The sequence below is a fragment of the Pseudomonas sp. UC 17F4 genome, assembly GCF_900101695.1.
Lineage (GTDB): Bacteria > Pseudomonadota > Gammaproteobacteria > Pseudomonadales > Pseudomonadaceae > Aquipseudomonas.
In genome coordinates, this window is sequence record NZ_FNKV01000001.1 from 3283012 (window position 1) to 3295579 (window position 12568).

The window sequence follows — 12568 nt, forward strand, 5'->3', positions numbered from 1 at the left end:
CATCGGGGACCTTGGCAAAAAGTGCGTATTAAAGCAGATTCCGGGCGGGCCGGTAGGTGCACTAAATGGCCTGGAGAATACCCTGCACCTTGTCACGCAACTGGTCGATGCTGAACGGCTTGGTTATCTGGTGCATGCCGAGCGGTATGTCAACGTCGCCATAGCCGCTGGCAAACAGCACCGGCAGCTCCGGCCGCAGTTCCCGGGCTTTGACGGCCAGGTCCTTGCCGTTCATGTCCGGCAGGCCGACATCGGTGAGCATCAAGGCCAGGGATTGTTGCGTGTTTTGCAAAACCACCAGCGCCGTGTGCGCATCAGCCGCTTCCAGCACCTGATAGCCCAGCTCTTCAAGCACCTCGACCGTCAGCATGCGCACGATATCGTCATCTTCAACGACGAGCAGGGGCGGGGATGTCTGCGGCATGGCGGTATTCCTGTACAAAAGTCTGTTCATTATCTGTAAGCCGGGCACGCCCTGAAGTTCCCTCTGCGCTGAAAAAAGCCTCCCGAATGAACAGCATAGCGGTCATTGAAAAAGCAGGGAACGTTTGCGCGCGACACCTCTCAAATGCTGGCTAAATGCCCTGCCAGAATGGCCAAAGGCGTTTAGACTCGGAGTAGGAAGGGCTGGCAGAATGGCCGTTCCCGCGGAAAATAGAACGATTACTCGAAAATTCCGCCACACTCTTTCGTTTGCTTCCTTTGCTCGGGCGTCTTGAGATGATTCAACCAGCCTCAATCGATCAGCGCAGCTTTCGCAAGCTGCTGACCCGCAACATCGGCCTGCCCCTGGGGGTAGGGCTGCTCAGTGCGGTGGTGTTCGTGACGATCATCAGCTACCTGCTGTCGGCCATTCAATGGGTCGAGCACACCGACCGGGTGATCAACAACGCCAACGAGACGGTGAAACTGTCGATCGACATGGAAACCGGCATGCGCGGCTTCCTGATCACCGGCGAGGAGCGCTTTCTCGACCCCTATGAGGTGGCCAAGCCGCAGGTGATTGCCGGCATCAAGGGCCTGGAACAACTGGTGGCCGACAACCCGCAGCAGGTTGACCGCCTGCAGCGCCTACTGGGCCTGCAGGATGAGTGGAACACCTTCGCCGCAAACATGATCAGCCTGCGCCGCGACAACGGTAATTTCCGCGAGGCCGTCGGCTCCGGACGGGGCAAGCGCCTGACCGACGAGATCCGCAAGGAGTTCGACGCGTTCATTGCCATGGAGCATCAGCTGCGGGTGGCCCGCAACGACACGGTGAATACCACCACCATCGTGTCGATTTCGGCATACCTGGTGTTTGTCATCCTGCTCAGTGGCCTGCTGGCCTACCTGGGGCGCCGCGACCTGCTGGCGCTGTCGGGCAGCTACGCCAGCAGCCTTGAGTCGCAGCAACGGGCCAATCAGCGCCTGGAACGCCAGGCCTGGCTGCGTACCGGGCAGACCGAGCTGGCCGGCCAGGTATTGGGGCAACTGACCCTGCCGATGCTCGGCAACAACATCCTGCGTTTTTTTGCCGGTTACCTGGGCAGTGCTGTCGGCGCCATGTACGCCCGTGACGAGCACGGCGGCCTGCGCCGGGTGGCCACTTACGGCATGTCGGCCGAGCAGGCCGGGCAAGAGCAGTTGGTCGGCAGCCACGAAGGCATTCTGGCCCAGGCGGTGATGCAGGAGCGCCTGTTGCGCCTGGACGAGTTGCCGGCTGACTACTTCAAGGTCAGCAGCGGCCTGGGCCAGGGCCTGCCGCGCAGCGTGCTGGTGATGCCGACCAGCAACGACGGGCAGATCAACGGCGTGGTCGAACTGGGCTTCTTGCGCAGCCTGGATGAACGCGACATCGAATTCCTCGAGCTGGTGGCCGGCAACATGGGCACTTCGATCGAGAGCGCCCGCTACCGCCAGCGCCTGCAGGAAGTGCTGGCCGAAACCCAGCAGCTCAACGAAGAGCTGCAGGTGCAGCAGGAAGAGCTGAAAACCGCCAACGAAGAGCTCGAAGAGCAATCGCGGGTGCTCAAGGAGTCCCAGGCGCACCTGGAAACCCAGCAGGCCGAGCTTGAGCAGACCAACGAGCAACTGGCCGAGCGCACCGAAGCCCTGGCCGAGCAGCGCGACGTGCTGGACCGCAAGAACGGCGAGCTGAACCAGGCTCAGGTCGAACTGCAGGAGCGCGCCGAAGAGCTGCAGCGCTCGAGCAAGTACAAGTCCGAGTTCCTCGCCAACATGTCCCACGAGCTGCGCACACCGCTCAACAGTTCGCTGATCCTGGCCAAGCTGTTGGCCGAGAACGGCGAAGAGAACCTCACCGGCGAGCAGGTCAAGTTTGCCGAGTCGATCTACTCGGCGGGCAACGACCTGCTCAACCTGATCAACGATATTCTCGACATTGCCAAGGTCGAGGCCGGCAAGCTTGAAGTGCGCCCGGAAACCACCCACGTGGCGCGCCTGAGCGAAGGCCTGCGCAACTTGTTCGAGCCGCTGGCCAGCGAGAAGCAGCTGCGCTTTACGGTGTCGGTCGAGCCGCAGGTGCCGGCGACCCTGTACACCGATCGCCAGCGCCTGGAGCAGATCCTCAAGAACCTGTTGTCCAACGCGGTGAAGTTCACCGAACGCGGCGAAGTCAGCCTCACTATCGGCTGGCAGCCCGGCGCCGGGATTGTCTTCTCGGTGCGCGACAGCGGCATCGGCATCGCCGCCGACCAGCAGCAGAGCATCTTCGAAGCCTTCCACCAGGCCGATGGCACCACCAATCGCCGGTATGGCGGCACCGGCCTGGGCCTGTCGATCTCGCGTGACCTGGCGCAGTTGCTGGGCGGGCAGATCAGTGTCGACAGCAGTCTGGGCCAGGGCAGTGTGTTCAGCCTGGTCCTGCCGGAGCGCTACGAGCCGATTGTCGACCAGAGCCCGGTGCAGATCGTTCATCAGCCAGCGCGCCTGGTCAGCGCGCCGTTGCCGGCACCCGTTGCGCCTGCGCCGCTAGCACGCCCGGCGCCGAGCTTTGCCGACGACCGCGACAAGGCGCCGTTCAGCAACCGCTTGATCCTGGTGATCGAAGACGAGCCGAATTTCGCCCGTATCCTCTTCGACCTGGCCCACGAACTGGGCTACAGCTGCCTGGTGGCCCAGGCTGCCGACGAGGGCTTTGAACTGGCGGCGAGCTTCATTCCCGATGCGGTGTTGCTGGACATGCGCCTGCCGGACCATTCCGGTCTCACCGTGCTGCAGCGCCTTAAAGAGCAGGCCAGCACCCGGCACATTCCGGTGCATGTGATCTCGGTCGAGGACCGGGTCGAGGCGGCGCTGCACATGGGCGCCATCGGCTACGCGGTCAAACCTGCCACCCGCGAAGAGCTCAAGCAGGTGTTCGCGCGCCTGGAAGCCAAGCTGACCCAGAAGCTCAAGCACATCCTGCTGGTCGAGGACGATGACCTGCAGCGCGAAAGCATTGCCCGCCTGATCGGCGACGAAGACATCGAGATCACCGCGGTGGGCATGGCTCAGCAGGCCCTGGACCTGCTGCGCGAGAATATCTACGACTGCATGATCATCGACCTCAAGCTACCGGACATGCTCGGCAACGAGCTGCTCAAGCGCATGTCCGACGACGACATCCGCGCGTTCCCGCCGGTGATCGTCTACACCGGGCGCAACCTGACCCGCGAAGAAGAAGCCGACCTGCTCAAGTACTCGCGCTCGATCATCATCAAGGGCGCGCGCTCGCCCGAGCGCCTGCTCGATGAAGTGACGCTTTTTCTGCACAAAGTCGAATCCAAGCTGTCCCATGAAAGACAGCGCATGCTCAAGACCGCGCGCAGCCGCGACAAGGTCTTCGAGGGCCGCAAGCTGCTGCTGGTGGATGACGATGTGCGCAATATCTTTGCCCTGACCAGTGCCCTGGAACACAAGGGCGCGATTGTCGAGATCGGGCGCAATGGCCGCGAAGCCATCGAGCGCCTGGAGCAGCACGAGGACATCGACCTGGTGCTGATGGACGTGATGATGCCGGAGATGGACGGCTACGAAGCCACCCGCCTGATCCGCAAGGACCCGCGCTGGCGCAAACTGCCGATCATCGCCGTCACCGCCAAGGCGATGAAGGATGACCAGGAGCGTTGCCTGCAGGCCGGGGCCAATGACTACCTGGCCAAGCCCATCGACCTTGACCGGTTGTTCTCGCTGATCCGTGTCTGGCTGCCGCAACTGGAGCGAATTTGAGTATCGAACGCAACACCGACATTGAAATACGGCTGCTGATCGAGGCGATCTACCTCAAGTACAGCTATGACTTTCGCGATTACTCCGGCGCCTCGATCAAGCGCCGGATCCAGCACGCATTGCGCCAGTTCGACTGCAAGACCGTCTCGGCCCTGCAGGAGCGGGTGCTGCACGACCCGGGCATGTTCATGCAGTTGCTGCAGTTCCTGACCATCCCGGTCAGCGAGATGTTCCGCGACCCCGAGCACTTCCTTGCAGTGCGCCAGGAAGTGGTGCCGCTGCTGCGTACCTGGCCGTCGATCAAGATCTGGATCGCCGGTTGCAGCACCGGCGAGGAGGTCTATTCGATGGCCATCCTGCTGCGTGAAGAAGGCTTGCTGGAGCGCACCATCATCTATGCCACCGACATCAACCCCAGCTCCCTGGAGAAGGCCAAGCAGGGCATCTACAGCATGCACAACATGCGCCTGTATGGTGACAACTACCGCAAGGCCGGCGGGCGCGGCGAGCTCAGCGACTACTACACCTCGGCCTATGGCAACGCCATCGTCGACAGCAGCCTGCGCGACAATGTGACCTTCGCCGACCACAGCCTGGCCACCGACAGCGTGTTCTCCGAAACCCAGTTGATCTCCTGCCGCAACGTGCTGATCTACTTCAACAAGACCCTGCAGGATCGCGCGTTTGGCCTGTTTCACGAGTCATTGTGCCATCGCGGCTTTCTGGTGCTGGGCAGCAAGGAAACCCTGGACTTTTCGGCCTATGCCGACAAGTTCGAGGCGCTGGTCAAGCCCGAACGGATCTACCGCAAATCATGAACGGCGTTCAGGCGATTACCCTGGGCGCTTCGGCGGGCGGCGTCAGTGCCTTGCTCACGGTGTTTCATGCCTTGCCGCCGGCGTTTCGCATTCCGCTGCTGTGCGTGCTGCACTTGCCGGATGACCGGCGCAGCCAACTGGCCGAGGTCCTTGCCCGCAGGCTCAAGCGCCCGGTGCGCGAAGCGCGCGACAAGGAAGACATCGCCCCCGGCACCATTTATGTGGCCGGGCCCGGTTATCACCTGTCGGTGGAGCGCGACCACAGCCTGTCGTTGAGCCAGGAAGAGCGCGTGCATTTTTCCCGGCCTTCAATCGATTTCCTTTTCGAGTCGGCCGCCGATGCCTACGGCGCGAGCCTGCTTGGCGTGCTGCTGACCGGTGCCAACGAGGACGGTGCCCGCGGCCTTGCCTGCATCAAGCGCCAAGGCGGCCGGACCATTGTCCAGGACCCGCTTGAAGCGCAAGTGTCGACCATGCCGCGTGCGGCGCTGGCCCTGCATCGGCCCGACTACATACTCCCTTTGAATGGCATCGGGCAACTGCTCGCCAGCCTGGAAGCCCCAGAATGCTAAGGCACATACAAGCAAAACTGCTGATCGTCGACGACCTGCCGGAGAACCTCCTGGCCCTGGAGGCGTTGATCAAAGGCGAAGACCGCGAGGTGCACCAGGCCCAGTCCGCCGACCAGGCGCTGGCGCTGCTGCTCGAGCACGAATTCGCCCTGGCCATTCTTGACGTGCAGATGCCCGGCATGAACGGCTTCGAGCTGGCCGAACTGATGCGCGGCACCGAGAAGACCAAGAACATCCCCATCGTCTTCGTCAGCGCCGCCGGGCGCGAAATGAACTATGCCTTCAAGGGTTATGAAAGCGGCGCGGTGGACTTCCTGCACAAGCCGCTGGACAGCCTGGCGGTGAAAAGCAAGGTGGCGGTGTTCGTCGACCTGTTCCGCCAGCGCAAGGCCCTCGGCCAGCAACTGGAAGCCCTGGAGCGCAGCCGCGAAGAGCAGGAACTGCTGCTGGCCCAGTTGCAGGTGACCCGCCGGGAGCTTGAGCACGCGGTGCGCATGCGCGATGACTTCATGTCGATCGTCTCCCATGAGGTGCGCACGCCGCTCAACGGCCTGATTCTGGAAACCCAGTTGCGCAAGCTGCACTTGGCCAAGGACAACGCCGATGCCTTTACCCTGGACAAGATGCGCGCCATGGTCGAGCGCGACGAGCGGCAGATCAACAGCCTGATCCGCTTGATCGAAGACATGCTCGACGTGTCGCGGATCCGCACCGGCAAGCTGTCGATCCGCCCAAGCCAGTTCGACCTCGGGCAACTGGTCGGCGGCTTGATCGAGAACTTCCAGGCCCAGGCCGCAGCTGCCGAGTCGCATATCGAGTTCAACGCCGGCGTGCCGCTGGCCGGCGTATGGGACGAGTTTCGCATCGAGCAGGTGGTCGCCAATCTGCTGACCAACGCCCTGCGCTATGGGGCGAAAAGCCCGGTGCAGGTGCGCACCTTCGAGGAAGGCGGCATGGCCTGCGTCGAAGTGCGCGACCACGGCATCGGCATCAGCGAGCACAACCAGCAGCGGATTTTCCAGCAGTTCGAGCGGGTTGCCTCCAGCCAGAGCAGCGCCGGCCTGGGCCTTGGCCTGTATATCTCCGAGCAGATTGTGCTGGCCCATGGCGGCAGCATCAGCGTGCACAGCATTGAGGGTGCGGGCGCGACCTTTACCGTGCGTCTGCCGCTGCCGCAATCGCTGCGGGAAAATGACCGGCACCAGGCAACCTCTGCCTGAGGCCGGGGTCGTATAGCCAAACAGCTGAATATTTTATCGAACAAGGCATTGGCATGAGTGAAGATGCGCAAGACGTAGTACTGGTGGTCGAAGACGAGCCAGTGATTCGCATGATTCTCGAGGACTACCTCAAGGGCGAGGGTTACCACGTGCTGGTGGCGGAGAACGGTGAGCAAGCTTTCAAGATTCTCGCGAGCAAGCCGCACCTGGACCTGATCGTCACCGATTTTCGTTTGCCGGGAGGAATCACCGGGGTGCAGATCGCCGAACCTGCGGTGAAGATGCGCCCGGACCTGAAGGTGATCTTCATCAGTGGCTACCCGGCGGAAATTCGCGAATCAGGCAGCCCGATCGCCTTCAAGGCGCCGATCCTGGCCAAGCCGTTCGACCTGAACAGCTTGCGCGAGCAGATTCAGGAGCAATTGCGCTAGGAGCCTGCTGACTCTTCCCACGCCATCCAGCATGGCTGGCTGATATTCCCCGCCGAGTAAAAAAGCGTCCGATAGCATCCTTGTGAGTCGCCACAGGGAGTCGGCGCATGCGCTTGATCGTTCGCAAGGGAGACGCCACCAGCACCGGTGGTGAAGTACGCAATGGCTGCGCAAAGCACCCGCTTGGCGGTCGGCCCATCGCCCGCATGGGCGACCCGGTGTATTGCCCTCGCTGCCAGCGTACCGGCGAAATTGCCCAGGGCAACCTGGCCTACCGGGTAAGCGGCCAGGCGGTGGCCGGCGAAGGTCACCTGGTGCGTTGCGCCTGCCCTTATGGCAGCCACGCGCTGATTGCCAGCCAGCGGCGCGCACGCATGGGCCTGACCACCACCGGGCGAACGCTACCGCCCGCTATTGCCCTCGAAGAAGAGGAGGAAGAGGTCGAGGCAGACAATGGCGTCACCCTGCGTATTGGCGTGTTCTTTGATGGCACGGGTAACAACCTCGCCAACAGCGCCACCGTCGCCCAGTGTTTTGCCCGCGATGTAGAGCTGGCAGAGGAGGCCGAGGAAGTGCGTCGCCATTGCGCCAGGTATGGCTATGACGGCCAGGGGAGTGTGCCGGATGACAGCTACGGCAATGACATGACCAATGTCGCGCGGTTGTATGAGTTGTATCAGGATCGGGTGTGGGGTGATGAACAGCAGGGCAGGCGCCAGGTGGTGCTCAAGGTCTATATCGAAGGGGTCGGCACTACGAGCGGGGGCAAGGATTCCGCTCTTTCTCAGGCAACCGGTCGATACGGGACAGGGGTGATTGCTCGGGCAGAACAGGCACACGCCGAGGTCTTGAATCAGGTCAACATTTGGTTTGATGAAAATCCTCAGGCAAAAGTATCCGAACTGCAATTTGACCTGTTTGGCTTCAGTCGAGGCGCTGCCGCGGCGAGGCACTTTGCTAACAGTCTTCACAGGGGCAAGCGCGGCGGTCTGGCTGCACGCTGGCCGGTGCGCGTCAAACTTTCTGATGACTTCGACTGGAACTCAAAACGTCATTTGAGCATTCAGTTTATTGGCCTGTTTGATTCTGTTGCAGCGATTGTTGCGGTTCTTCGCGGTAACTTCAGTCCGGCGAACGCTAACTACTCTGGTGTGGAAATGGGCCTCAAGGCAGGTGTTGCCCATAAGGTCGTACAACTGGTGGCAAGGGATGAGTGGCGCAAAAATTTCCCTCTGACCCGAACCGATAATGATATCGAGGTGCCTGGTGCGCACTCTGATGTCGGTGGAGGTTACCTGCCACGTATGCGAGAAAAAGTCTTGCTGTCCAGGCCGCGTAGCAGTGTCGAGCTACGTAGCCTGGCCAACGAACGGAGCCAGTCCTATCTAAAAGTACAGGAAGATTACTTGCGCAATCGCTCGAAGTGGGAACGCCTGAAATTGCAAATGAACATAGTTACATGGTCGGTGGACCTGCCCTTTATTCCCAATCGAGACGCACACCCGTACAAGCGTGTATTTGCCTTTATTCGATGTGAGCGCGATGTGTTTGCCGATTTATCGTGGGTCTATTTGCGCATTATGCGCGAACTTGGCATACGAAGTGGTGTGCCGTTCCATGAAATTGGTGATCAACCGAACTTGCCCGATGAGCTTCAGGGGATTGCAGCGAAACTGACCGCTTATGCGCTAGGCGATCGGGCCAGTACTGGGCTCACCCCTGATGAAGAGACATTATTGCGTACTCGATACATTCATCTGTCCAGCCATTGGAACCCCCTGGGTTATCTAGTACGCGACAGCACAGAAGTGGTGTTTATCCATAGGCCGAATGCAAACGGTCAACGCACGGTATTACCCAATGAGTAGTACCTGGCGAGTCGTGCTGCTGCTCACTGCTTTGCTGCTTGCAGGGTGTGCAGGTCAAGACAGTACTCGGCTGCCTGCTGGCCCATGGTATTTGGGTTTTGTGGCGCCTACCCACATGGCCGTGTGGATTGAGACTGCCGATGTGCTGGACATCAAGGACCGCGGGTTCAGACGAGTCATGGGCGGGAACGCCAGAATGGATTTTACATTCAAGCCTGAGGATGGTTGGTCAACGCGCACGGGAGTGGGGTCGGGAAAATATGTATCGGGCAGTGATCTGCCCAAGTTGATTTATGTTCGCTGGCAATCATTGGCCGAAGCACAGACCTACGAAGTAGTCATTGAGATTCCTGAGGCAACGCGCCACAGCATGTTGAAACCTGAGCGCGCCTATTGTCGTTTGAATGATCGAGTCATCGATAACTACCGTACATACGTGACCATCGGCCTGGCCCCTGGCGGTGTCGCCCAAACCTGGCTGCGTGGAGTTTGCCTTGGGCGCATCAAGGTGACTCGAACGGTCGGTCGCATAGTGCCACTGGGACCGGACCTGGGGCGCTCCAGCGTTGGCTACCTACCCCTGGAACCCGAATCCCAAGCCTACATCGACGCCCACGGTATCCCCTATGGCGCCTGGTAAGTCAGGCCATCGAGTTCAGGCTTTCACCGCGCAGGGTCCGCTCGATTCCGCCCAGCAGCATGCTTTCCATCAGCGCCAGGCCCTGGGCCTGGGGCAGTTGCGAGGCTTGCAGCCAGCCGGGCAGGCTGTTGAGCAGGTTGGCGATGACATGGGCGGTGGCTTGCAGTGCCTTGCCGTGCAGAGTTGCCTTGGGCGCCAGCAGGCGCAGCAGGGCGCTTTCATACTGTTGACGCAGTTGGCCGATGCGCGCTTGCTGCTCGACACTCAAACAGCACAGGTCACGCTCGGCCAGGCGAAACTGCAGCGGCCGCTCGGTATGCAGGCTCCAGTGCGCGGCAATCACCTCGCCCAGGGTCTGTTGCTGGCTGCGCCGCCCCGGGTTAAGGGTGGCCAGCAGCTCCTCGAACAACTCCTCGATGAGGTCGAACAGCAAGTGCTGCTTGCTCGGGAAGTGGTGGTACAAGGAGCCTGCAGTCAGGCCCAGGTGGGCGGCCAGTTCGCGCATGCTGACCTGGCCGAAACCCTTCTCGGCGAACAGCTCCAGGGCCTTGTCACGCCGCTCTTCAAAGTTCGCACAACGCAAAGCGGCGTCCATGGCAGGGCTCCCTAGTAGGTGAAAAAGCCGCGACCGCTTTTACGCCCCAGGTAGCCGGCGGCAACCATTTCCTTGAGCAGCGGAGCAGGGCGGTACTTGCTGTCGTTGTAACCTTCGTGGAAGGCTTCGATGATCGCCAGCAGGGTGTCGAGGCCGATCAGGTCGGCCAGGGCCAGCGGGCCGATCGGCTGGTTGCAGCCAAGGCGCATGCCGGTGTCGATGTCTTCGGCGCTGGCCAGACCTTCCTGGAGCACGAAGATCGCCTCGTTGATCATCGGCACCAGGATGCGGTTGACCACAAAGCCCGGGCGATTGCCGGCGCTGATCGGGGTCTTGCCGACCTTTTCGGTCAGGGCCAGGGCCTTGGCGTAGGTGGCGTAACTGGTTTGCAGGCCGCGGATGATCTCGACCAGGGCCATCATCGGCACCGGGTTGAAGAAGTGCACGCCAACAAAGCGCTCCGGCTGGCTGACCGCCGCGCCCAACTGGGTGATCGACAGCGACGAGGTGTTGGTGGCGATCACGCACTGCTCGCTGACGCTGGCGGCGATCTGCTTGAGGATGCGCAGCTTGAGCTCGAGGTTCTCGGTGGCCGCCTCGATCACCAGTTCGGCCTGTTGCAGTTGCGCGTAGTCGGTGCTGGTGCGGATGCGTGCCACGGCGGCTTCGGCATCTTCTGCGGCCAGGGTCTGCTTGCTGACCTGGCGCTCGAGGTTCTTGCGCAGGGTGGCCAGGCCGCGCTCCAGGGCGGCGTCGGAAACGTCGATCAAGGTGACCTGGTAACCGGCAACCGCACAGACCTGGGCAATGCCATTGCCCATGGTGCCGGCGCCGATTACTGCAATGTTCTGAATACTCACTTTTAAATCCTTGCTCAGACGCGTTCGAAGACGATGGCGATACCCTGGCCGCCGCCGATGCACATGGTTGCCAGGGCGTAGCGGCCCTGGATGCGCTGCAGTTCATGAATGGCCTTGGTGGCGATGATCGCCCCGGTGGCGCCGACCGGATGGCCGAGGGAGATGCCCGAGCCGTTGGGGTTGACCTTTTCCGGGTCGAAGCCCAGTTCACCGGCAACCGCGCAGGCCTGGGCGGCAAAGGCTTCGTTGGATTCGATCACGTCGAGGTCGGCAACGCTCAGGCCGGCCTTGTCGAGCACCTTGCGGGTCGCCGGTACCGGGCCCAGGCCCATCAGCTCAGGTTCGACGCCGGCGTGTGCGTAGGCCACCAGGCGTGCCAGCGGCTGCAGGTTGTGGCGCTTGACGAAGTCACCTGTGGCCAGCACCAGGGCGCCGGCGCCGTCGTTCAGGCCGCTGGCATTACCGGCGGTGACCGTACCGTCCTTCTTGAACACCGCCTTCATGCCGGCCAGTTGCTCTGCGGTGACTTCGCCGCGCACATGTTCATCCACCTCGAAACGCACCGGGCCTTTGCGGCTGGGGATCTCGATCGGCACGATCTGGCTGGCGAAGCGGCCCTCGGCGATGGCGCGGGCGGCGCGGCGCTGGCTGGTCAGGGCCAGTTCGTCCTGCATCTGGCGGGTGATGCCATTGCGTTCGGCGACGTTTTCCGCGGTGATACCCATATGAAAGCCGGCGAACGGGTCGTGAAGGATGCCGAGCATATAGTCGATGCCCTGCAGGTCACCCATGCGTGCGCCCCAGCGGGCTTGCGGGAGCAGGTAAGGGCCGCGGCTCATGGATTCGGCGCCAGCGGCGACCACTGCTTCAGCGTCGCCCAGCAGCAGGCTTTGCGCCGCCGAGACAATGGCCTGCAGGCCCGAGCCACACAGGCGGTTGACGTTGAATGCCGGGGTTTCCTTGGGAATGCCGGCGTTCATGGCCGCTACCCGCGCCAGGTAGGCGTCGCGCGCCTCGGTCGGAATCACGTTGCCCATGACCACATGGCCGATCTGCTCGGGGGCAACGCCTGCACGTTCGATGGCGGCACGGGTCACGCTGCTGGCCAGGTCCGCCAGGGGCAGGTCCTTGAGGGCGCCGCCGAAGCTGCCGATGGCCGAGCGTACAGCGCTGACTACATAGATGTCCGGGGTATTCATGATCGACTCCAGTGTGCGAAAGCGTGGCGGGGCAGGCCCGGCGTCTGCCAGAATGCTGCCCGCAGCCACCTTCAGGTTGGCTTCGAGTCTAGGCAAAGCCTGCGTACGGGCCTATGCCATAACTGTCCAGTGACACTGGTATTTTTTGCCACA

General features: G+C 61.9%; 11 protein-coding genes. 7 read left to right on the forward strand and 4 right to left on the reverse strand.

Translation table 11 applies throughout. The features are described from left to right. Positions 1–61: 61 nt before the first annotated feature. Entirely contained in the window at positions 62–424 is a 363-nt protein-coding gene (locus tag BLR26_RS15095) for a response regulator (RefSeq protein WP_093381907.1), read from the reverse strand. Between the two features lie 296 nt (positions 425–720). Here BLR26_RS15095 and BLR26_RS15100 point away from each other — a divergent pair, with 296 nt between their 5' ends. From BLR26_RS15100 to BLR26_RS15130, 7 genes are all read left to right on the forward strand, one after another. Further along, positions 721–4212, forward strand: coding sequence for a response regulator (locus tag BLR26_RS15100; protein ID WP_093381908.1), 3492 nt, complete (start codon positions 721–723; stop codon positions 4210–4212). Beyond that, positions 4209–5030 carry a CheR family methyltransferase gene (locus tag BLR26_RS15105; RefSeq protein ID WP_045198052.1) on the forward strand — a complete coding sequence of 274 codons (822 nt, stop codon included), beginning with the start codon at positions 4209–4211 and terminating at the stop codon, positions 5028–5030. The genes BLR26_RS15100 and BLR26_RS15105 overlap by 4 nt, the downstream gene beginning before the upstream one ends. Beyond that, the gene (locus BLR26_RS15110) at positions 5027–5602 is read left to right on the forward strand and encodes a chemotaxis protein CheB (RefSeq protein ID WP_093381909.1); all 576 of its coding nucleotides are present in this window, start codon (positions 5027–5029) and stop codon (positions 5600–5602) included. Before BLR26_RS15105 ends, BLR26_RS15110 begins: the two co-directional genes overlap by 4 nt. Next, on the forward strand, positions 5596–6822 hold the full coding sequence (locus tag BLR26_RS15115) for a hybrid sensor histidine kinase/response regulator (RefSeq protein ID WP_045198057.1): 1227 nt from the start codon (positions 5596–5598) through the stop codon (positions 6820–6822). The genes BLR26_RS15110 and BLR26_RS15115 overlap by 7 nt, the downstream gene beginning before the upstream one ends. Before the next feature lie 53 nt (positions 6823–6875). Next, entirely contained in the window at positions 6876–7253 is a 378-nt protein-coding gene (locus BLR26_RS15120) for a response regulator (RefSeq protein ID WP_093381910.1), read from the forward strand. Positions 7254–7360: 107 nt separating this feature from the next. Next, positions 7361–9121 (forward strand): PAAR domain-containing protein, encoded by a 1761-nt coding sequence (locus BLR26_RS15125; RefSeq protein ID WP_093381911.1) that lies wholly within the window; start codon positions 7361–7363, stop codon positions 9119–9121. Then, positions 9114–9761 (forward strand): DUF2931 family protein, encoded by a 648-nt coding sequence (locus tag BLR26_RS15130; RefSeq protein ID WP_093381912.1) that lies wholly within the window; start codon positions 9114–9116, stop codon positions 9759–9761. The genes BLR26_RS15125 and BLR26_RS15130 overlap by 8 nt, the downstream gene beginning before the upstream one ends. Before the next feature lies 1 nt (position 9762). On the opposite strand, the gene BLR26_RS15135 is transcribed toward BLR26_RS15130, so the two are convergent. From BLR26_RS15135 to BLR26_RS15145, 3 genes are read right to left on the reverse strand one after another with little or no spacing between them, the layout of a single operon-like run. After that, positions 9763–10356, reverse strand: a complete 594-nt coding sequence (locus BLR26_RS15135) for a TetR/AcrR family transcriptional regulator (RefSeq protein ID WP_093381917.1) — start codon at positions 10354–10356, stop codon at positions 9763–9765. An 11-nt stretch (positions 10357–10367) separates the two neighbouring features. Continuing rightward, positions 10368–11216 carry a 3-hydroxybutyryl-CoA dehydrogenase gene (locus tag BLR26_RS15140; protein WP_093381919.1) on the reverse strand — a complete coding sequence of 283 codons (849 nt, stop codon included), beginning with the start codon at positions 11214–11216 and terminating at the stop codon, positions 10368–10370. A gap of 14 nt (positions 11217–11230) precedes the next feature. Then, entirely contained in the window at positions 11231–12415 is a 1185-nt protein-coding gene (locus tag BLR26_RS15145) for an acetyl-CoA C-acyltransferase family protein (protein ID WP_045198067.1), read from the reverse strand. Positions 12416–12568 lie beyond the last annotated feature (153 nt).